The 19,280-nt window shown below is 70.3% G+C and carries 18 protein-coding genes; 1 reads left to right on the forward strand and 17 read right to left on the reverse strand.

Annotated features, from left to right (window positions below):
- Positions 1–127: 127 nt before the first annotated feature.
- Entirely contained in the window at positions 128–367 is a 240-nt protein-coding gene (locus tag ACWDAG_RS23690) for a hypothetical protein (RefSeq protein WP_389077709.1), read from the reverse strand.
- Between the two features lie 73 nt (positions 368–440).
- Between ACWDAG_RS23690 and ACWDAG_RS23695 the strand changes: the two genes are divergently transcribed.
- The gene (locus ACWDAG_RS23695) at positions 441–1,658 is read left to right on the forward strand and encodes a Shedu anti-phage system protein SduA domain-containing protein (RefSeq protein WP_450697545.1); all 1,218 of its coding nucleotides are present in this window, start codon (positions 441–443) and stop codon (positions 1,656–1,658) included.
- Positions 1,659–1,933: 275 nt separating this feature from the next.
- Here the strand turns inward: ACWDAG_RS23695 and ACWDAG_RS23700 are convergent, their stop codons facing one another.
- The 16 genes from ACWDAG_RS23700 to ACWDAG_RS23775 form a co-directional block, all read right to left on the reverse strand.
- Positions 1,934–3,406 (reverse strand): catalase, encoded by a 1,473-nt coding sequence (locus ACWDAG_RS23700; protein WP_450697546.1) that lies wholly within the window; start codon positions 3,404–3,406, stop codon positions 1,934–1,936.
- 160 nt (positions 3,407–3,566) lie between these two features.
- Complete coding sequence (locus tag ACWDAG_RS23705) at positions 3,567–4,457, reverse strand: 2-hydroxy-3-oxopropionate reductase (protein ID WP_450697547.1); 891 nt, start codon at positions 4,455–4,457, stop codon at positions 3,567–3,569.
- Between the two features lie 175 nt (positions 4,458–4,632).
- Complete coding sequence (locus tag ACWDAG_RS23710) at positions 4,633–5,472, reverse strand: TIM barrel protein (RefSeq protein ID WP_450697548.1); 840 nt, start codon at positions 5,470–5,472, stop codon at positions 4,633–4,635.
- Between the two features lie 160 nt (positions 5,473–5,632).
- A complete protein-coding gene (locus ACWDAG_RS23715) occupies positions 5,633–6,316 on the reverse strand; it encodes a hypothetical protein (RefSeq protein WP_450697549.1) in 684 nt (227 codons plus the stop codon).
- 25 nt (positions 6,317–6,341) lie between these two features.
- Positions 6,342–6,842 carry a hypothetical protein gene (locus ACWDAG_RS23720; RefSeq protein WP_450697550.1) on the reverse strand — a complete coding sequence of 167 codons (501 nt, stop codon included), beginning with the start codon at positions 6,840–6,842 and terminating at the stop codon, positions 6,342–6,344.
- A complete protein-coding gene (locus ACWDAG_RS23725; RefSeq protein WP_450697551.1) occupies positions 6,815–8,086 on the reverse strand; it encodes an MCE family protein in 1,272 nt (423 codons plus the stop codon). The genes ACWDAG_RS23720 and ACWDAG_RS23725 overlap by 28 nt, the downstream gene beginning before the upstream one ends.
- Complete coding sequence (locus ACWDAG_RS23730) at positions 8,083–9,369, reverse strand: MCE family protein (RefSeq protein WP_450697552.1); 1,287 nt, start codon at positions 9,367–9,369, stop codon at positions 8,083–8,085. The genes ACWDAG_RS23725 and ACWDAG_RS23730 overlap by 4 nt, the downstream gene beginning before the upstream one ends.
- Complete coding sequence (locus tag ACWDAG_RS23735; RefSeq protein ID WP_450697553.1) at positions 9,366–10,493, reverse strand: MCE family protein; 1,128 nt, start codon at positions 10,491–10,493, stop codon at positions 9,366–9,368. The genes ACWDAG_RS23730 and ACWDAG_RS23735 overlap by 4 nt, the downstream gene beginning before the upstream one ends.
- Positions 10,490–11,470: an MCE family protein gene (locus ACWDAG_RS23740; protein WP_450697613.1), complete on the reverse strand. Its 981-nt coding sequence runs from the start codon at positions 11,468–11,470 to the stop codon at positions 10,490–10,492. The genes ACWDAG_RS23735 and ACWDAG_RS23740 overlap by 4 nt, the downstream gene beginning before the upstream one ends.
- 260 nt (positions 11,471–11,730) lie before the next feature.
- Positions 11,731–12,768: an MCE family protein gene (locus ACWDAG_RS23745; RefSeq protein ID WP_450697554.1), complete on the reverse strand. Its 1,038-nt coding sequence runs from the start codon at positions 12,766–12,768 to the stop codon at positions 11,731–11,733.
- Positions 12,765–14,000: an MCE family protein gene (locus tag ACWDAG_RS23750; protein WP_450697555.1), complete on the reverse strand. Its 1,236-nt coding sequence runs from the start codon at positions 13,998–14,000 to the stop codon at positions 12,765–12,767. The genes ACWDAG_RS23745 and ACWDAG_RS23750 overlap by 4 nt, the downstream gene beginning before the upstream one ends.
- 5 nt (positions 14,001–14,005) lie before the next feature.
- The gene (locus ACWDAG_RS23755; RefSeq protein WP_099932181.1) at positions 14,006–14,809 is read right to left on the reverse strand and encodes an ABC transporter permease; all 804 of its coding nucleotides are present in this window, start codon (positions 14,807–14,809) and stop codon (positions 14,006–14,008) included.
- A gap of 3 nt (positions 14,810–14,812) precedes the next feature.
- Complete coding sequence (locus tag ACWDAG_RS23760; RefSeq protein WP_450697556.1) at positions 14,813–15,583, reverse strand: MlaE family ABC transporter permease; 771 nt, start codon at positions 15,581–15,583, stop codon at positions 14,813–14,815.
- The gene (locus tag ACWDAG_RS23765) at positions 15,580–16,521 is read right to left on the reverse strand and encodes an ABC transporter ATP-binding protein (RefSeq protein WP_450697557.1); all 942 of its coding nucleotides are present in this window, start codon (positions 16,519–16,521) and stop codon (positions 15,580–15,582) included. The genes ACWDAG_RS23760 and ACWDAG_RS23765 overlap by 4 nt, the downstream gene beginning before the upstream one ends.
- Positions 16,522–17,082: 561 nt before the next feature.
- Positions 17,083–18,096 (reverse strand): sigma-70 family RNA polymerase sigma factor, encoded by a 1,014-nt coding sequence (locus ACWDAG_RS23770; protein WP_450697558.1) that lies wholly within the window; start codon positions 18,094–18,096, stop codon positions 17,083–17,085.
- A gap of 117 nt (positions 18,097–18,213) precedes the next feature.
- On the reverse strand, positions 18,214–19,257 hold the full coding sequence (locus ACWDAG_RS23775) for a lytic murein transglycosylase (RefSeq protein ID WP_450697559.1): 1,044 nt from the start codon (positions 19,255–19,257) through the stop codon (positions 18,214–18,216).
- Positions 19,258–19,280 lie beyond the last annotated feature (23 nt).

Genomic DNA, 19,280 nt, shown 5'->3' on the forward strand with positions numbered 1-19,280 from the left:
GCGGGCCCCATGTGACGTGACTATGCCCTCGGGCGGGTGCGGCTGAAGCTTCTTGAACCATGTTCAGAGCTGGATTTGAGGTTTGCGTAGACGTCCTACGTTCCCGGGCGTAGGCGTACGCACGTGCTCACGGCGCCTCGTGGTGTTCCGACAGCCCCGGCCAGTCGTCCGGGCCGCCGCCCTGCCACTCGATGAGGTCGCTCTCCTCGACGTCCGTGACGTACAGGTCGGCCAGGCGCAGGATCTCGCTGACGTCGTCGACGTGCGTGGCGATCCCCAGCGTCTCGTCGCCCTCCGTGACCCGCCGGGAGCCGTCCAGGGCCGGCGAGTGCACCACGATGTGCGGATGCTCCGTTGGATGTGCCATGCCTTCAGCGTCCTGCGGGAGCGGGGGATGCGCACCCGGGGTGTTGTCAGACCCGGCGGACACAATGCGCCGTATGGCAGTGAGAAGCGACATGGCCCTGGAGTGGCACCTTCGCGACGTCGTGGCGAAGGAGGCGGTCGGCGAGACCGTGAAGGAGGCCGTGCAGGCGGTTCTCAAGCACATGCACGGCGGCCGGAGTCCCAAGCGCCGGGGTGGTAGAGAGCTGGTACGGCTCCTGGAGGAGGCGCGGGGGACTGCGGCGGGAGTCGGCGAATGGCAGGTCGTGCGGCTCGTGCACGATGCCATCGAGTACACGGAGGGGCGCATCACGCGGTACGACTTCGAGGACCGGTACCGGCTGTTCGGGGAAGGGCGGCTGAGGGAGTCGCACTCGGGCTTCCTCGGCAACACGATGAAGGCGATGCACCAATGGATCTTCGACAGCGGGCGGGAGTTCTTGGCGGACCGTCCGGAGGCCGGGATCGAGGAGTTCCTGGAGCACTTCCGGGCGCAGGGTGAGGACGCGCAGTTCCTGGAGGCCCCCGAGGACCGGCCGGGACGCTACGTGATTCCGCGGGGCAGGGCCGAGACCATGCTGTGGTTGGAGCGGATCCTGCGCAGCCGCCGGATCGACCTCGTGGATGCGGCCGCCGAGGCCCGGAAGATCGTCACCTCGCCGGAAGCCCTGGCCCTGCTGGCCGCCGACGACCGGGGGCAAATCCTCCTGCGCGCCGCTGAACTGCGCCGACGTTCCGCCAGGCTCAAGGAACTGCGTACGGTCGTCGAGAATCGCACGGCGACGGAGTCGGATGTGCAGCGGGCGCTGGAAGGGCAGTACTGGATCTTCGGCGGGCGGTTCGTGGGTGAGGCGGCGCACCGGAGACTCGTGCCGGGGGACGAGGTCGACATTCCGTTGATACGCGGCGACGGGGCGCTCCACATCGTGGAACTCAAGCGCGCCATGAGCCTCAAAGGGCCCCTCGTCAAGCGGCACCGCAACGCCTGGGTGCCGGCGGCGCAGGTGCACGAGGCGGTCGGGCAGGCCGTCAACTACCTCACAGGACTGGACGAGAGCAGGGAGCGACTCCGTGCCGACTTCGGGATCGAGACCCGGCGTGCCTCCGCACTCGTCCTGGTCGGGCACCCCGCACTGCATCCGGAGGTGCCGGAGGAGGAGATCAACGAGGCGTTGCGGACGTTCAATTCGCATGTCACCAGGGTCGAAGTGCTGACATACAAGGAACTCCTGGACAACGCCGAGCGCTCCCTCGCCGGAGAGGATCCGGTGTAGGGAGCGCGCGGGACACTGGCCGTCCGGCGGTGCGAGGCTGGGCGCGACAGGACGTTCGCGCCGCCGGACGGAGTCTGCGGGTGGTACGGAGGACGGCTGGGACCGCGGCGGTGCGACGGAACCGCGGCGCTGCTCCCCTCAGGTCGAAGAAGCAGTGCCCGGGACCTTCACCACCGCACTGGCTCGCACGCCGCCGCGGTCCTTGCCTCGCCCGCTCCCGCCGGCCGGCCACCCCTCATCCGGGCCGTCCGGCGGTCGCGGGCCGCCTTGTGTTCTCAGTCCTCGCGCAGGGCGCGGACCGCCTCCTCCACGCGGCGGCCGTACTCCGGGTCGGCGGCGTGGAAGTGGGACAGGTTCTTCTCGATCACATCGTCGCGGGAGACCTGGGAGAGGCCGCCGGCGATGTTGGCGATCAGACGGGACTTCTCGTCCGTGGACATCAGGCGGTACAGCTCGCCCGCCTGGAAGAAGTCGTCGTCCTTGGTGTGCAGCGGGGCCTCGTGGGTGCCGGTGTGGCCGGTCACCGCCAGCGGGGCCGACAGGGGGCGGCCGGTCTCCACCGGGCCGTCGTACGAGTTCGGCTCGTAGTTCTTCGCCCCGCGGCCCTGCGCGTTGACCGCCATGAAGCCGTCACGGCCGTAGTTCTGCGCGGTCGTCGCCTTCGGCGCGTTCACCGCCAGCAGGGTGTGGTTGACGCCCAGCCGGTAGCGGTGGGCATCCGCGTAGGCGAACAGGCGGCCCTGGAGCATCTTGTCCGGCGAGGGGCCGATGCCCGGCACGAAGTTGTTCGGGGAGAACGCGGCCTGCTCGACCTCCGCGAAGACGTTGTCCGGGTTGCGGTCGAGGACCAGGCGGCCCACGCGCCGCAGCGGGTAGTCCTTGTGCGGCCACACCTTGGTGAGGTCGAAGGGGTTGAAGCGGTAGTCCGCCGCCTCGGCCGCCGGCATGATCTGGACATAGAGGGTCCAGGAGGGGTTCACCCCGCGCTCGATGGCCTGCAGCAGGTCCGTCTGGTGCGAGTTCGGGTCCTTGCCCGCGATCTCGGCGGCCTGCTCGGAGGAGAGGGAGCGGACGCCCTGGTTGGTCTTGAAGTGGTACTTGACGAAGAAGGCCTCGCCGTCGGCGTTCGTCCACTGGTAGGTGTGCGAGCCGTAGCCGTTCATGTGGCGGTACGAGGCGGGGATGCCGCGGTCGCCCATCAGCCAGGTCACCTGGTGCGTGGCCTCGGGTGCGTGCGCCCAGAAGTCCCAGACGTTGTCCGGCTCCTGGCGGCCGGTGAACGGGTCGCGCTTCTGCGAGTGGATGAAGTCCGGGAACTTGATCGGGTCCTTGATGAAGAACACCGGGGTGTTGTTCCCGACGAGGTCGTAATTGCCCTCTTCGGTATAGAACTTGACCGCGAAACCGCGGGGATCGCGGACCGCGTCCGCCCCGCCCAGCGAGTCCGCCACCGTCGAGAACCGCAGGAAGACCTCGGTGCGCTTGCCGACCGTGCTCAGGAAGTCGGCGTATGTGAACCCGGTGACGTCGTCGGTCACCTCGAAGTAGCCGTACGCGCCCGAGCCGCGGGCGTGCACCACGCGCTCCGGGATGCGCTCGCGGTTGAAGCGCGCCAGCTTCTCCACGAGGTGCTGGTCCTGGAGGAGGAGCGGTCCGCCGATGCCGGCGGAGGCGGAATGCTGGTTGTCTGCGACCGGGGCGCCGGACTCCGTAGTGAGAGTTCTCGCCGTGAGCACGCGCTTCGACATCGTGGACCTTCCGTGCGGGTGTCAGCGGAAACTTGTTTCCGCTTTGTGGAGCCTAAGAGTGGGCGAGTTGGGCGTCAACAGTTTGTTGAAGTTGATTCCGGGTCGCGGCGCCGCCTGGGCGCGACAGGACAGATGTCAGCGGCGCCGCGACCCGGAAGTCTCAGAGCTGAGCGCCCGAGAGGCGCTCGACCGCCCGCAGCAGGGCCGAGTGGTCCAGGCCGCCGTCGCCCTGCGCACGCAGGCTGGCGACCAGTTGCGCGACGACGGCACCGACGGGCAGGGCGGCACCGACGTTGCGGGCGGCGTCGGTGACGATGCCCATGTCCTTGTGGTGCAGGTCGATGCGGAAGCCCGGCTTGAAGTCGCGGGCGAGGAAGTTGTCCTTCTTCCGTGTCAACACGGTCGAGCCCGCGAGACCGCCGTTGAGGACGTCCAGGGCGGCCTTGAGGTCCACGCCGGACTTCTCAAGGAAGACCACGGCCTCGGCGCACGCCTGGATGTTCACGGCGACGATCAGCTGGTTGGCGGCCTTCACGGTCTGACCCGAGCCGTGCGGACCGCACAGCACGATGGTCTTGCCGAGCGCCTCGAGGATCGGCCTGGCGAGGTCGAAGTCGGCCTGCTCGCCGCCGACCATGATCGACAGTACGGCCTCGATGGCACCGGCCTCACCACCGGACACCGGCGCGTCCAGCACCCGGATGCCCTTGTCCTTGGCGGCCTTCGCCAGGTCGACGGAGGTCTGCGGCGTGATGGACGACATGTCGATCAGCAGCGCGCCGGACCTGGCGTTCTCCAGGATGCCGTCGGGGCCGTAGGAAATGGCCTCGACCTGCGGCGACGCGGGCACCATCGTGATGATCACGTCGGCGTCCCGCACGGCCTCGGCGATGGACCCGGCCGCGGCACCGCCGGCGGCCGCCAGCCGGTCCAGCTTGTCCTGCTCCAGGGTGAAGCCGGTGACGTCGTAACCGGCCTTGATCAGGTTCTCGGACATGGGGGAGCCCATGATGCCGAGGCCGATCCAGGCGATCTTGGGGAGGGTGCTCATGTTTGGGGTACCTCTCTGAACTGCGGTGCTACGTCTGTGAATTGGGCTGGCACTTCGCGGGTCCGGCACTTCTTGGCGTCGATCGGCAACCTTCAGCCCGTCCGGCGATTGAGGACGAGGCCGTTCAGGCCGAAAGCGGGGGCCTGGGGGCGGCAGCCCCCAGTCGACGGCGACGTCAGCGAGCGGCGCGGTACTCCACCGGCAGCCAGTCGAAGGCCTCCGCGCTGGGCCGGTCACCCGGCTTGTACTCCAGCCCGACCCAGCCCTCGTATCCGGCCTTCTGGAGCTGGTGAAGGAGCTCCTCCAGCGGGAGCGAGCCCGTCCCCGGCGCCCCGCGGCCCGGGTTGTCGGCGATCTGTACGTGGCCGGTCTTCGCCGCATACTGCTCGATCGCCGAAGGCAGGTCCTCACCGTTCATGGACAGGTGGTACAGGTCCATGAGGAACTTCGCGTTGCCGAGCCCCGTCGCGGCGTTGACCTTGTCGACGATGCCGATGCCGGCCGGGGCGGACACCAACGGGTACAGCGGCGACTCGGGCTGGTTGAGCGTCTCGATCAGCAGGATCGCGCCGATGCGGTCGGCCGCGCGGGCCGCGAGGACCAGGTTCTCCAGGGCGAGCGCGTCCTGCTCCGCGGGGTCCACGCCCTCGACGCGGTTGCCGTACAGCGCGTTGAGCGCCTTGGCGCCGAGCGACCGGGCGAACTCCGCAGCCACCTCGATGTTGGCGCGGAACTTCTCCGACTCCTCGCCCGGGATGGACAGGGCGCCACGGTCCGGGCCCGGGAGCTGTCCGGCGTAGAAGTTGAGGCCCGTGAGCTGGACGCCCGCGTCCTCGATCGCCTTTTTCAGAGCGTCGAGCTCGGACTGCTCGGGTGTGGGGGAGTCGACCCAGGGCCACCACAGCTCGACCGCGGTGAAGCCGGCCGCGGCGGCGGCCGCGGGGCGCTCCAGGAGCGGGAGTTCCGTGAAGAGGATCGACAGGTTGACGTTGAAGCGCTGCTCTGCAAATCCCATGGGGGTCGGCGCTCCCTTCCCTAGCGGCTTCATATATTTCGTATTGCGGAAGTTGGTTTCTGCTTAATGGAAGACTGCCTGTGGCTGGGGAGGCCTGTCAAGAGCGCAGACACAAAAATGCCCCCGCGCCACATGCGCGGGGGCAGGTCGAAGCGGCTGATCAGAGTGCGTCCACGGCGCTCACCTTCCAGCCCTCGGAGCTACGGCTCATGGTCATCCGTACTCGGTTCAGGTCCAGCCGGGAGCCGGAGACCTGGGTGCTCTGCGTGACCTGGTTGACGAAGAGCAGGACCGTGACCTTGTCCGGCGATGCCGAGGCCACGGAGGCCGTGGGGACCGTCGCCTTCACCACCCCGTGGTACTTCTTGGCCGTCGGCCCGACCACCGTCGTCGTGGTCTTCCCGTACTGGTCCTTGAAGTGCCCGGTCAGCAGCGTGCGGGCGCGGGCGAAGTCCCGGTCCAGATGCCGGTAGTCGTACGACAGCACGACCGGCGCCGCCTTCTTCGCGGCCGCAAGCGCCTGCGACCGCGCGCTCTCCGTCTGCCGTCCCTGCGTGTACTGCCATCCGAGCAGTGCCGCGGCGACCAGAGCCGCAACCAGCAGGACGCCGAGCACCGGGGTGAGCAGCCTCCGCCCGGGCCCGGGCGGAGGTGCGCTCCCTTCGGGCTCCGCCAAGGTGTCCGGGTCCTGTTCCATCGGCTCCGGCGACGGCTCCGGCGGGTCGTCCCAGCTGTCCGCGGCCGGCGGCTCGGGCAGCTTCAGGTGCTCCACCCGCTTGGCGCGCTTGGCCGCCGCACGGGCCGCCGCGCTCATCGTGCGGCTCCGGGTGGTCGGGTTCGCCATGGTCGTACTCCTCACTGGGGGCCCGTCAGCCCACGAACTCGACGTCGGAGGTCAGCCAGCGCCCGCCCCGGTACACCAGGTCGAGCTGCAGCCGGTAGGTGCGCGCCTGCCCCTGGGGCGCGGCGGTGTTGGTGACCTTGCTGTCGGCGACCACCAGGACACGGCCCGAGTGGGCGTCGGAGCGGACGATCCCGGCGTCCAGGACCTGCCCCTCGGACACCGACTTGTTCTCCGCGACGAGCTTGGTCAGCTGTGCCGTCTGCGCGGTGAACTGCTTCTTGAAGTCACCGGTGGCGCCGTTGAGGACGTTCGCGCTGTCCCGGTCGTAGTGCCGGTAGTCGAGCGAGGTGAAGTTCAGCGCGGACTGGCGGGCAGCGGCCAGGAGGTCCTGGCGTCGCTGCTGCGTCTCGTGCCGGTCGTGCAGGGCGAAGCCCAGCCAGCCGGCGACCGCGGCGGTGAGGACGGTCGCCGCGACCAGCCCCACCGTCAGGACCCTGTTCATGCCATCGGGCCGACGAGCAGCCATTGCCACGACTCCTTTCCGAACACCGTCTGCTGGCCGCCCGTCGAGCCGATCTCGACGGGCCTTCCGTCCGGGCCGGTCGCGGTGCCGGTGTCCGGGTCGTACGGGGTGATGTACGCCGCCTGGTTCGCGCCGCCGGACGTCGCGCCGGGCGCGTTCTGTGCGCCCCGCACCGACGTCTTGGCGCCGCGCGGGGCGGTGCAGTGCGCGCCGGTGTTGGCCGCACGGGTGCTGGTGTCCGAGGGGTCGCGCCAGGTGGTGCCGTATCCCTTGGTGCACGGCGGCGGGTCGCCCGCGTTCACCACCAGCCCGAAGTGGGTGGTGCCGTCGCCGGGGACCACCGTGTAGCTGCCCGCGACCGCCGCCGGGAAGGTGACGAGGGCCTGCTCCACGCCGGGCAGATGCGCCAGCGTGACGCGGCCGCCGCTGATCAGGTTGGCCAGCAGGACCGACAGGCCCGGGCCGGTCGACTTCAGCAGCGAGTCGACCTGCTGCGCGGTCGGTGTCGCGTTGCCGATCACCTTGCGCAGGTCCCCGTCGCTCGCCTTCAACTGCGTGCTGAGCGCCGCCAGATCGTGCGCGAACGACTTGATGGACGAGCCCTGGTCGGCCTGTGTCTTGAGGACCTTCCGCGAGTTCTCGATCAGCGAGATCGTCTCGGGCAGGGACCGGGACGCCGACTCCACGAGCGCGTTGCCCGAGTCGACCAGGCGGCTCAGGTTGGGGCCGGTGCCGTCGAAGGCCTTGCCCAGCTCGTCGACGGTGACCCGCAGGTCGTTCTTGCCGACCGAGTTCACCAGCCGGTCCAGGCTGAGGACCAGGTCCGTGGTGGGCAGCGGCACGCGCGTGCTGCCACGTGGGATGGCGCCGCCGTCGAGGAGGTACGGGCCGTGGGAGGTGCGCGGCTGCAGATCGACGTACTGCTCGCCCACCGCCGAGCGGTCCGCCACCACGGCCAGGGTGTCCGCCGGGATGCGCGGCGCCCCGTCCTTGATGTCGAGAGCGACCGACACACCTCCGGAGCCGCTCAGCCGCAGCGCGCCGACCTTGCCCACGGGCACTCCGCGGTAGGTGACCTCGGCGCCGGGGAAGATGCCCCCGGAGTCGGCGAAGTCGGCCCGCACGGTGTAGCCGCGGCCCAGGACGTCGTCGACCAGGCCGGTGTACCGGGCGCCGACGTACGACACCCCGACCGCGGTGACGGCGGCGAAGGCCACCAACTGGGCCTTGACCGTACGAGTGATCACGGCCGAACCCCCTTCAACATCAGCTCGGCGAGCGCGAGGTCGATGCCCTCGGGCGGCCTTGCTCCGGTGGTGTAGCTGCCGGTGGTGTAGCTGCTCGTGCACACCGGCGGGCACAGCGGCCCGCCGCCGCCCGAGGGCGACGAAGGCACGGAGGGCGACGACGGCAGGCTCGGGGTGCTGGGCAGCGGGGTCGGCGTCGGGACGCCCGGCACATGTGGGAGGCCCGGCGGGGCGGAGCCGCCGGGCGTCGGCGAACTGCCCTTGCCGTGCCCCGAGTTGCCGCCCGCCACGTTCCCGTACAGGTCCGCCAGATCGAGATCCGCGGTGATGTGCAGATTGACGTAGTCGCCCTTGACGGCGTCCACGGCGTTGCGCGGGAACGGGTAAGTGGTCAGCAGTTCAAGGGAGTTGGGCAGGTCATTGCCCGACTTGTTCAGCTGTTGCAGGATCGGCCGGAGCTTCTTCAGGTTGGCGACCGTGTCGTCGTGCGAGGCGTTGACGACCTTGGTGCCCGCCGTGCCGAGCTTCGACAGGGCGGTGAGCATCTTCGTCAGGTTGCGCCGCTGGTCGGCCAGGACCTTCAGCGCGGGCGGCATCGTGTCGACGGCCTGGGCGATGGCCTTCTTCTCCTTGCCGAGCCGCCCCGCGAGCCGGTCGACGGCCTTGATCGCGCGGATGATGTCCGCCTTCTGCCGGTCCAGCCCGCCGACGAACGTGTTCAGCTCCGTCAGCAGCGACCTGACCCGGTTCTCCCGGCCGTCCAGGGCCTTGTTCAGCTCCACGGTGATCGTCTTCAGCTGGGCGACCCCACCGCCGTTGAGCAGGGCGGACAGGGCGGAGAGCACCTCCTCGACCTCCGGGTTGCGGCCGCTGCGGGAGAGCGGGATGAGGTCGCCGTCGCGGAGCCGGCCCATGGGGGCGGTGCCGGTCGGGGGTGCGAGCGCCACGTACTTCTCGCCCAGCAGGCTGGTCTGCCGCAGCTCGGCGACCGCGTTCGCGGGCAGCTTCACCGAGTCGGCGACCCGCAGCCGTACGCGCGCGTGCCAGCCGTCCAGCTCCACCTTCTCCACCGCGCCGACGGTGACGTCGTCGACCTTCACCGCCGACTGCGGCACCAGGTCGAGGACGTCACGGAAGTCGACGGTGACGTGGTAGGCGTGTCCGTCGTCGGCCGCGCCGCCGGGCAGCGGGACGTCGTACCAGCCGTTGAACTCGCAGCCGGACAGCAGCAGCGAACCGACCGCCGCCCAGGCGAGTGTCCCGGCCTTGCGTCGTGTGCTCATGCGCTCGCCCCCAGGATCCCGCCGAGGGTCCTGTCGACCGTGCCGGTCACCGCCGTGCCCTGCGTGGGCAGTTCGGGCAGCGAGTCGAAGAGCTTCTTCAGCTGTTTGCAGTCGGGGTTCCTGCCGCCGTCGTCGCCGGTCGTCCGCAGGATCGAGCACAGCAACGAGGCAGGATCCTGTGCCTGCTGGGCGTTGTTACGGGTGTCGAGGGTGCCGGAGGACGGGTTGTAGGCGTTGTTGAGGTTCGACAGGCCCGTGGGCGCGACCCTCAACAGTTCGTCCAGGGCGGCCCGTTGGGTGACGAGCACCTTGGTCACCTTGCTGAGGCCCTTCACGTCCGAGGTCAGCGACTTCTTGTTGTTCTTCACGAACGCGGACACGTCGGCGAGCGCCGTCCCCAGGTTCGTCAGCGCGTCCGCCAGGTCCTGACGCTCGCCCGAGAGCTGCCGCGCGACGTCGGTGAGACTGGTGTTGAAGGACCGCACGCTCTTGTCGTCGGCCGCGAGTGCCGCCGTGAACACCTGGAGGTTCCGCACCGTCCCGAACAGGTCCTTGCGGCCGTCGGACAGGGTGGTGACCGCCTGCGACAGGTCCTGGACGCTCCGGTTGAGGTTCGCGCCCTGCCCGTCGAGGTTGTCCGCGCTCACCCCGAGCAGCCGGGAGAGGGAGCCGTCCTTGTTGGCGCCCTTGGGGCCCAGGGCCTCGGCCGTGGTGTGCAGGCTGTCGAAGATCCGGTCCAGTTCCACGGGTACGGCGGTGCGGTTCTCGGGGATGACGGCGCCGCTGTGCATGACCGGGCCCTTCCGGTACACGGGCAGCAGTTGCACATAACGGTCGCTGACCACCGAGGAGTTGATGATCGCGGCCCGGGCGCCGGCGGGGACCTTGCGTCCGTGGTCGTACTCCAGCTCCACCCGCACCCGCTCCCCCTCGGGCGTGATCTTCTTGACCTCGCCGATGCGGACACCCAGGACGCGGACGTCCGAGCCGGGGTAGATGCCGACGGCGCGCGGGAAGTACGCGGTGACGCGCACCGGCTCGGGCCGCGGCCACAGCACACAGGTGAGGGCGGCGACCAGGGCGAGTGCGGTGAGCACCGCCAGGCGTGTCTTCAGGCGCCTCACTGTGAACCTCCCGTCCGCGGTGTCACCGGAGCGGCGACCAGGTTCTGGACGTAGGAGTCGAACCAACGGCCGTTGCCCAGGGCGTTGGTGAAGACCCGCACATAGGGCGCGAGCAGCTGCACGCTGCGGTCGAGGCTTGCCTGGTTGCGTTCGAGCATCTGCACCACACGCTTCAGGCCCTGGAGCGCGGGCCCGATCTCCTTCTCGTTGTCCTGGACCAGGCCGGAGAGCTCGATGCCGAGCGCGGCGGAGGTCTTCAGCAGCTTGTGGATCGCCTCCCGCCGCCTGCTGATCTCCCGAAACAGCTGGTCGCCGTCCTTGACCAGGGCGGTGAAGTCCTTGGAGCGGTCGGCGAGCACACCGGTCGTGCCGTTCGCGTGGTCGAGGAGTTCACCGAGGGCCTGGTCGCGGGAGGCGACCGTGCGGGAGATCTCCGACAGGCCCTTGATGGACGCGCGCACCTCGGCGGGCGAGTCCTGGAAGGTGGCGGAGATGGTGTCCAGGGCCTTCGCCAGCCGCCCGGTGTCGACCTTCTCCGTGGTGGTGGTCAGGTCGCTGAACGCCTGCACGACGTCGTACGCCGGCACGGTGTGCCTGAGCGGGATCTCGCTGCCCGGCTTCAACTGGCCCGGCCCCTTGGGCTGCAGCGCGAGGTACTTCGCTCCGAGGATCGTCTTGATCCGGATCGACGCGCCGGTGTCGGCGCCGAGGCCGGGATCGCCCTTGACCTTGAAGGTGACCTTGACGTGGTCGCCGTCCAGGTCGACGGTCTCCACCTTGCCGACCTTCACCCCGGCGATCCGCACCTCGTCACCGGGCTTGAGCCCGCCGGCCTCCGAGAAGGCCGCGCTGTACGTGTCGCCGCCGCCGATGAACGGCAGGCTGTCGGCGTTGAACGCGGCCACGGTCAGCAGGGCGAGGACGGTGAGGCCGACCGCCCCGATGACGACGGGGTTGCGTTCGCGGAACGGGATCAGGCGGGGCCGCCGTATCCGTATGCGCGGCAGCCTGGGCGGGTCGATGCGCACCTTCATCATGGGCTGCGGGCGCGGTGCCGCCGGGCGCGGCTGCGGCTGCGGCCGTGGCTTCGGGCGCCGTAGGCGAGGCGGGTCGATCCGCACCTTCATCAGCGGTTCCGGCCTGCGCGGGCGGGGCGCACGCCGGGGCAGCCGTGGCTTCGGCAGCTTCGGCGGGTCGATGCGGACCTTCACCAGCGGTTCCGGGCGGGTCTTTCGGCTCATGATCCGCACCTCGCCCTCGCCACGTGCAGATCGGGGGTGAGCGCCTGCTTCGTCTTCGGCAGCACGATGCGGCCGTCGAAGTCGCAGAGGTAGAAGTTGAACCAGGAGCCGTAGGACGCGGTCCCCGTCAGTGCGTTGAGCTTGTTCGGCAGCCGCTGCAGGACGCCCTCCACGGTCTTCTCGTTGTCGTTCAGCGTGCCGGTGAGATCGGTCAGCCGGGCGATGTCGTCCTTCAGCGGCGGCCGTGCGTCCTTCAGCAGCCCCGAGGTGGCGTCCGTCAGATCGCCGATGCTCACCAGCGACTGGCCGATGGGCTTGCGGTCCGCGGACAGACCGGAGATCACCCGCCGCAGCTGCCCGATCAGCTCGGAGAAGCGGGTTCCGCGCTTGTCCAGCGTCGCCAGCACGGTGTTGAGGTTGTCGATCACCGAACCGATCAGCTTGTCCCGCCCCGCCAGGGTCGTGGTCAGGGAAGCGGTGTGCGCCAGCAGGCTGTTGACGGTGCCGCCCTCGCCCTGCAGCGTCTTGATGATCTCGGTGGCGAGCTGGTTGACGTCCTGCGGGCTGAGCGCGGCGAACAGCGGCTTGAAGCCGTTCAGCAGGGCGTTCAGGTCCAGCGCGGGCTGTGTCCGCCGCAGCGGGATGGTGCCGCCGGGCTTCAGCGGGGTGCCGTCGCCCGCGCCCTCCGTCAGGGCGACGTAACGCTGTCCGACCAGGTTGCGGTAGCGGATGACGGCATGGGTGCTGGTGAGCAGCGGCCGGTCGGCGCCGACGGTGAAGGTGATCTCCGCAAGCGTACGGTCCTTGATCCGGACACCCTGGACCTGGCCGACCCGCACTCCGGCGACCCGGATGTCGTCGCCCTTCTCCAGACCGGTGACATCGCTGAAGACGGCACGGTACGTGCGGTCGGGAGTGAAGGAGAGGTTGACGATGGTGGCGGCGAGCAGCGCTGTCGCCACGATCGTCACCAGCGCGAAGAGGCTGAACTTGATGAGGGGAGCGGCGGTCTGCCGCGCTGCCGAGGTCCTCATACGACGCTCACCGCCGTCCCGCGCGCCATCGGCCCGAACAGCAGCGTCGCGACCGGCGGCACCTCGTCGGCGGGCAGGCCCATCACTGGCGACACCAGCGAGCCGACCGCCTGCTGTTCTGCCCGGGTGGCGGAGACACCGAGCGGACCGGACGAACCACCCTTCCTGGAACCGTCGTTGAGGTGGACCCCCGGCGCGGGCACCGAAGGATGCGGCAGATCCCGGCAGTCGGGCCCGGACCGGTCGGCGTAGCGCGGCTCCTCGCCGGGCCGGTACGCCCCCTGCTGCCGTACGACCTCCAGCGTGATGTGCATCTTGCCGCCCCGGAACGCCTGCTCGGACGCCTGCTCCTCGTGGACCAGGCCTGCGAAGAGGCACGGGTACTCGGGGGAGTAGCGGGCGAAGAGTGCGAGGGTCGGGCGGGAGACCTGCCCCAGGGTGATCAACCGGTCGCCGTTCTCGTCGAGGAAGTCCTGTGCGGTGCCGGCGGCTCCCGCCGTCGTGGTGAGGGCCGACGCGAGCCGGTCCTGCTCCGCGACCAGCGTGCGGCTGGTGGTCACGGTGTTGCGCAGGATCTCCATCAGGTCCGGCGCCGCGTCGCCGTACACCTGGGCGACGTCGGCCAGCCGGGCGAAGTCCTCGGTGAGGGACGGCAGATGAGGGTTGAGGCGGTGCAGATAGTCCTCCACACGCGTGAGGTTCTCGCCGATCCGGTCGCCGCGCCCTTCGAGGGCGGTGGCGAACGCGGACAGCGTGGCGTTGAGCTTGCCGGGCTGCACGGTCCGCAGCAGCGGCAGCAGGTCGTTCATCACCTGCTGGAGCTCGATGCCGACGCGGGTGCGGTCCTGGGTGATCACGTCGCCGGCGCGAATGGGCCGGGCCGAGGAGCGCGCGGGCGGGACCAGGTCGACGTACTTCTCGCCGAACAGCGTCTTGGGCAGCAGCCGGGCGCGCACGTCGGACGGGATGTCGGCGGCGTACTCCGGCTTGAGCGCGATGTCGAGCGTCGCCTTCGTCCCGTCGGCGTGCACCGAGCGCACCTCGCCGACCAGCAGGCCGCGCAGTTTGACGTCGGCGCGCGGGTCGAGCTGGTTGCCGAGGTGGTCGGCCTCCAGCCTGATCCGTACGACCGGCGTGAACGCCTGCCGGTACACGGCCACGGACAACGACAGCAACAGGGCGAGTACGGCGAGGAACACCACGCCGTACAACCGCAGTCTCCACACCCTCATACGGTTCACCCCGCAATCCGTACGGTCGTGTTGGCGCCCCAGATGGCCAACGAGAGGAAGAAATCAAGGACGTTGATCGCCACGATCGAGGTCCGCACGGCCCGGCCCACCGCGACGCCGACCCCTGCCGGGCCGCCGCTCGCGTAGTAGCCGTAGAAGCAGTGCACGAGGATGATCAGGACGGCGAAGACCAGCACCTTCCCGAAGGACCACAGCACATCGACCGGTGGCAGGTACTGCTGGAAGTAGTGGTCGTAGGTGCCCGCCGACTGCCCGTAGTAGCCGGTGGTGATGGTGCGGGCGGCGAGGTAGGAGGACAGCAGCCCGATCACGTACAGCGGGATCACGGCCACGAACCCCGCGATCATCCGCGTGGTCACCAGGAACGGCAGCGAGGGCACGCCCATGACCTCCAGGGCGTCGGTCTCCTCGCTGATCCGCATCGCGCCGAGCTGGGCGGTGAAGCCCGCGCCGACCGTCGCCGACAGCGCGAGTCCGGCGACCAGCGGGGCGATCTCCCGGGTGTTGAAGTACGCCGAGAGGAACGCCACGAAGTTGGAGGTGCCGAGCTGGTTGAGCGCCGCGTACCCCTGGAGTCCCACCTCGGTGCCGGTGAAGAAGGACAGGAAGGCGATGACCCCGACCGTGCCGCCCACGACGGCGAGGGCGCCGCGGCCGAAGCTCACCTCGGCGAGCAGCCGCAGGATCTCCTTCTTGTACCGGCGCAGGGTACGGCCCGTCCACGCCAACGACCGTCCGTAGAAGGAGAGTTGACGGCCGAGCTCCTCCAGACTGCTGAACAGCGCCATGCCTCAACCCCTCTGCGGGACGACCTGGAAATACACCGCGGTCATCACGAAGTTCGTCACGAACAGCAACATGAAGGTGATCACCACCGACTGGTTCACGGCGTCGCCCACACCCTTCGGGCCGCCCTTCGCGGTCAGCCCCTTGTACGAGGCGACGATCGCCGCGATCGCCCCGAAGACCAGCGCCTTGATCTCGGCCGCCCACAGGTCGGAGAGCTGGGCGAGGGTGGTGAAGGAGGCGAGGTAGGCGCCCGGGGTGCCGTTCTGCAGGACGACGTTGAAGAAGTAGCCGCCGGCGACGCCGACCACCGACACCAGTCCGTTGAGCAGCACCGCCACCACCATCGAGGCCAGCACCCGCGGCACCACCAGCCGGTGGATGGGATCGATCCCGAGGACCTGCATCGCGTCGATCTCCTCGCGGATCTTCCGGGCCCCGAGGTCCGCGCAGATGGCGGTGCCGCCGGCGCCCGCGATCAGCAGCGCGGTGACGATCGGCGAGGCCTCGCGCAGCACGGCGAGGACGGAGGCGGCCCCGGAGAAGGACTGCGCGCCGAGCTGCCGGGTCAGGCTGCCGATCTGCAGCGCGATGACCGCCCCGAAGGGAATGGACACAAGAGCCGTCGGAAGGATGGTGACACTCGCGATGAACCAGGCCTGCTGGATGAACTCCCTTGCCTGGAAGGGGCGTCGGGGCATCGTCCGGACGACGTCCAGCGCCATCGCGAACAGGTTCCCCGACTGCCGCAGCGCTCCGGTCGGCGACAGTCTCATACGTCCGCCACCGCCTTCCGGCGCCGCAGCTCCGCTTCCCGGTCGGCGATCGCGTCCCACCGGGGCGGGCGGAGGATGCCCGGCCCCGGCAGCAGGCGGGGAGTCAGAGCCTGGCTGCCGGGAGTCTGTGTGCCGCCGCCCAGTTGTGCCAGCTCCTGCTCGACCTGGGCGGCGTCCTTCTCCTCCGCCATGCCGATCGGACCCTGCATCCGCCCGTTCAGGAACTGCCTGACGACCGGCTCGTCGCTGGTGAGCAGCTCCTCCCGGGGCCCGAACATGACCAGCTCGCGGCGGAACAACAACCCGATGTTGTCCGGGACCTGGCGGGCGGAGGCGATGTCGTGGGTGACGATCAGGAAGGTCGCGTCGATCTGGGCGTTGAGGTCGACGATGAGCTGGTTGAGATAGGCGACGCGGACGGGGTCCAGCCCGGAGTCGGGCTCGTCGAAAAGAATGATCTCGGGATCGAGAACCAGCGCCCGTGCCAGCCCCGCCCGCTTCCGCATCCCGCCGGATATCTCCCCGGGCAGCTTCGGCTCCGAGCCGATGAGTCCGACCATGTCCATCTTCTCCAGCACGATGCGCCGGATCTCGCTCTCGGACTTACGGGTGTGCTCGCGCAGCGGGAACGCGATGTTGTCGTACAGATTCATCGAACCGAACAGCGCACCGTCCTGGAACAGCACCCCGAACAGCTTCCGCACCTCGTACAGCTCGTGCTCGCGCAGCCGTGTGATGTCCCGCCCCGCGATCTTCACGCTGCCCCGGTCCGGCTTCAGCAGGCCGACGAGCGTCTTGAGGAACACCGACTTGCCGGTGCCGGAGGGGCCGAGCATGACGGACACCTCCCCGGCGGGCAGCGTCAGCGAGACGTCCTGCCAGATGACCTGGTGACCGAAGGACTTGGTCAGCCCTTCCACACAGATCTCGACACCCATCCGATCCACCTCTCGGCCCGTGGAGCAGCTCCGACATCTGCTCTACGGGGAGGGGCGGGGCGTCCGTCGCGGGGAGGTGGATTTTTTTCTCAGGGGTGCGCGGGGTGCCTGCGGTGGCTTGGGGGGCGGGGGCGGTCCGAGGTGCTCGGGGGCTGGGGGGAGGAGGACCGGCGGTTGCGTGTTGCGGGCGCCGGGGTGGGGGCCCGCGTGGGACGGTGCCGCTTTCAGTGGGACGGGTGCCGCCCCAGCGGCACGCCTGCCCGCAGCTGCGGCGGGATGGGCGGCGACGGCCGCCCGACTGGCCGCAGCTACGGCGGCATGGACTGGCACCGGCAGCACGCGTGCTCGCAGCCAGGGCGGGAGGGTGGGCAGTGGCGGCGCGACCGGCCGTAGCTACGGCGGCATGGACGGCGACGGCTGTGCGATTGGCCGCAGCTACGGTGGCACGGACGGATCCGGCGGTACGACCGCAGTTACGTCGACGCCGCCGGCGGCGCGACTTCAGCTACCGCGGCGCGGCTGACCGCAGTTACCTCGGCGCCGGCGGCGCGGCTGCCGCCTTTACGGCAGTCCGGTCGGCGTCGGTGCCGGGAGCGAGGTCGGTGCGGACGGGATGGCGGGTGTTTTCGGGAGGCTGGGCAGTGTTGCGGTCGGGGTGGGGACGTCCGGCAGGGCCGAGAGGTGGGGGGTGCTCGGCAGGTTCGGGACCTCGGGGACTTCCGGGACCGGGGACAGTGATGCCTTCGGGAGGGGCGGGACGGAGAGGGGAAGCAGGGAGCCCTTGCGGGTGGCGGTCGACGGTGTCGATGCCGCCGTCGACAGTTTGCGGGCGTTTGCGGTGGGCGTGCGGCCGGCGCTTTCCGGGCGTACCGTCTCGGCGGCTTTCCCGGGGGCGGGGGACGCGGCCGGCGGGGGAGTCGTGGCCGGATGGCCGCCGTCCAGGGCGTACGGCAGGACGAAACCCGCCACCGCCAGCGTGGCCGCCGTCGACGCGGCCGCCACCGCCTGCGCCTTGCCGCCCGCCCGCAGCCGCCCCCGCCCGAACAGGAACAGCACGAACCCGAGCGTCCCGGCGAGCGAGGCGCGCAGCGTGCGCCGGGCCCGGGCCAGCAGCGACTCGACGGTCCGGTAGCTGAGCCCCATCCGCACGGCGACCTGGCTCACGTCCAGGTCCTCGGACTTCAGCCGCAGCGCCTCCGCCTGCCGCGCAGGCAGCTCACCGCTGCGCACCGCCAGCCACCTGGCCTCCGCACGGTCGCACACGGCCTCCTCCACCGGCACCGGCCCGGGCGCGATCAGCGTCGGGCTGGTGCGGACCTCGGCCTCACGGTTGACCTGCCGGTACCGGTCCACGCACAACCGCATGGTCACCGTCGTCAGCCACGCGCCGAGCCGATCGTCGTCCAGATCCGGCCGCTCGGCCGCGCGCAGCATCGCCTCGTGCACCGCGTCCTCGGCGTCCTCCTGGCTCATCGACCTGCGCCGGGCCACCCTGAGCAACTGCTCACGGTGGCTCCACATGCGCTGCCAGCGTTCGTCGGCGGCTCTTGCCTCCGCAGGCATCTCCGTCGCCATGAGGGCCCCTTTGCGCTCATCCGCCGGTCTCGTCCCAGCCCGGCGGATGGCGACATTACCGTCCGGTAGCGGCGGTTGTGGAGGGGGGAGCGGTCATCGAGTCCGCGCCGTTACTGGTCAGTCACCGGTCAGCGGGAGGCCGCTGGGCAGCACGTTGTCGGTCGGCAGGGCGATGGACGGGGTGGGCATCGGGGTGCGGGGTTCGGGTGAAGTGCCGACTGCCGGGCGGGAGTTGGACGGGGTCGGAGAGGCGGGCGCGGAGGGGGTGATGCTCGGGCGAGCGGACGGCTTCGGCGTCGGATGAGGGGTCGGGGTCGGTTTCGCGGAGTGCGAGGATCCGGGACGCGTCGAGGGCCGCACCGACGAACCCGCTGAGCCGTCCGGCACCACCGTGTGCCCCTCCAGGAAGTACGCGTACCAGGCCTTCACCGTGCGCAGATACGCCTCCGAGTGGTTGTAGCCGAGGATCGCCCGGTCCAGCCCCGCCGGCTCGGACAGGTCCCCTCCGGCCGCGCACAGATACCGCCCGGCAGCGAGCGCCGCGTCGAAGATGTTGCCCGGGTCGGACCGCCCGTCGCCGTTGCCGTCCGCTCCCCAGCGGGCCCAGGTGGACGGAATGAACTGCATCGGGCCCACCGCACGGTCGTACACCGCGTCCCCGTCGTACGCACCACCGTCCGTGTCCGGTACGACGGCGAACGCACCGCCGTCCAGACGCGGGCCCAGGATCGGCGTCACGGTCGTGCCGTCCGCGCTCACCCGGCCGCCGTCCGCCTGCCCCGACTCCACCTGCCCGATCGCGGCCAGCAGCTGCCAGCGCAGCCCGCAGCCGGGCGCCGTACGCGCGAGCTCCGCCTCGGCACGACGGTACGCGGCGAAGACCGTCGCGGGCACCGCGCCGCCCACGGCCGCCGGTGCCCGGCCTTCGTGGCCTTCGTGGCCCTCGTGGCCCTCGTGGCCCTCGTGCTTCCGTGCGAGCGGCGGCAGCTCCGTGCGGTACGGGGCGTCGCCGGACACGCTCGGTCCGTGCTCCGCGGGCTGCGCCACCGGCGCCTGTGCCCGTGCCGGCGTCGCCCCCGGCGCCTGCGACCCGGTCAGCGCCGCCATCGCCGCCGCTGCCACCGCCGTACCCCTGACCCGTCCGACCCTGCGCCCTGTCACCTTGCCGTCCCCTCCCTGCGAAC

The organism is Streptomyces sp. NPDC001157, from assembly GCF_053598255.1.

Excerpts from the sequence above, each read along its gene's own strand:
- ACWDAG_RS23715 (WP_450697549.1), bottom strand. The coding sequence starts at position 6,316 with ATGGCGAACCCGACCACCCGGAGCCGCACGATGAGCGCGGCGGCCCGT.
- ACWDAG_RS23730 (WP_450697552.1), bottom strand. The coding sequence starts at position 9,369 with ATGAGCACACGACGCAAGGCCGGGACACTCGCCTGGGCGGCGGTCGGT.
- ACWDAG_RS23700 (WP_450697546.1), bottom strand. The coding sequence starts at position 3,406 with ATGTCGAAGCGCGTGCTCACGGCGAGAACTCTCACTACGGAGTCCGGC.
- ACWDAG_RS23695 (WP_450697545.1), top strand. The coding sequence starts at position 441 with ATGGCAGTGAGAAGCGACATGGCCCTGGAGTGGCACCTTCGCGACGTC.
- ACWDAG_RS23705 (WP_450697547.1), bottom strand. The coding sequence starts at position 4,457 with ATGAGCACCCTCCCCAAGATCGCCTGGATCGGCCTCGGCATCATGGGC.
- ACWDAG_RS23760 (WP_450697556.1), bottom strand. The coding sequence starts at position 15,583 with ATGAGACTGTCGCCGACCGGAGCGCTGCGGCAGTCGGGGAACCTGTTC.
- ACWDAG_RS23745 (WP_450697554.1), bottom strand. The coding sequence starts at position 12,768 with ATGAGGACCTCGGCAGCGCGGCAGACCGCCGCTCCCCTCATCAAGTTC.
- ACWDAG_RS23770 (WP_450697558.1), bottom strand. The coding sequence starts at position 18,096 with ATGGCGACGGAGATGCCTGCGGAGGCAAGAGCCGCCGACGAACGCTGG.
- ACWDAG_RS23765 (WP_450697557.1), bottom strand. The coding sequence starts at position 16,521 with ATGGGTGTCGAGATCTGTGTGGAAGGGCTGACCAAGTCCTTCGGTCAC.
- ACWDAG_RS23690 (WP_389077709.1), bottom strand. The coding sequence starts at position 367 with ATGGCACATCCAACGGAGCATCCGCACATCGTGGTGCACTCGCCGGCC.
- ACWDAG_RS23750 (WP_450697555.1), bottom strand. The coding sequence starts at position 14,000 with ATGAGGGTGTGGAGACTGCGGTTGTACGGCGTGGTGTTCCTCGCCGTA.
- ACWDAG_RS23720 (WP_450697550.1), bottom strand. The coding sequence starts at position 6,842 with ATGGCTGCTCGTCGGCCCGATGGCATGAACAGGGTCCTGACGGTGGGG.
- ACWDAG_RS23710 (WP_450697548.1), bottom strand. The coding sequence starts at position 5,472 with ATGGGATTTGCAGAGCAGCGCTTCAACGTCAACCTGTCGATCCTCTTC.
- ACWDAG_RS23755 (WP_099932181.1), bottom strand. The coding sequence starts at position 14,809 with ATGGCGCTGTTCAGCAGTCTGGAGGAGCTCGGCCGTCAACTCTCCTTC.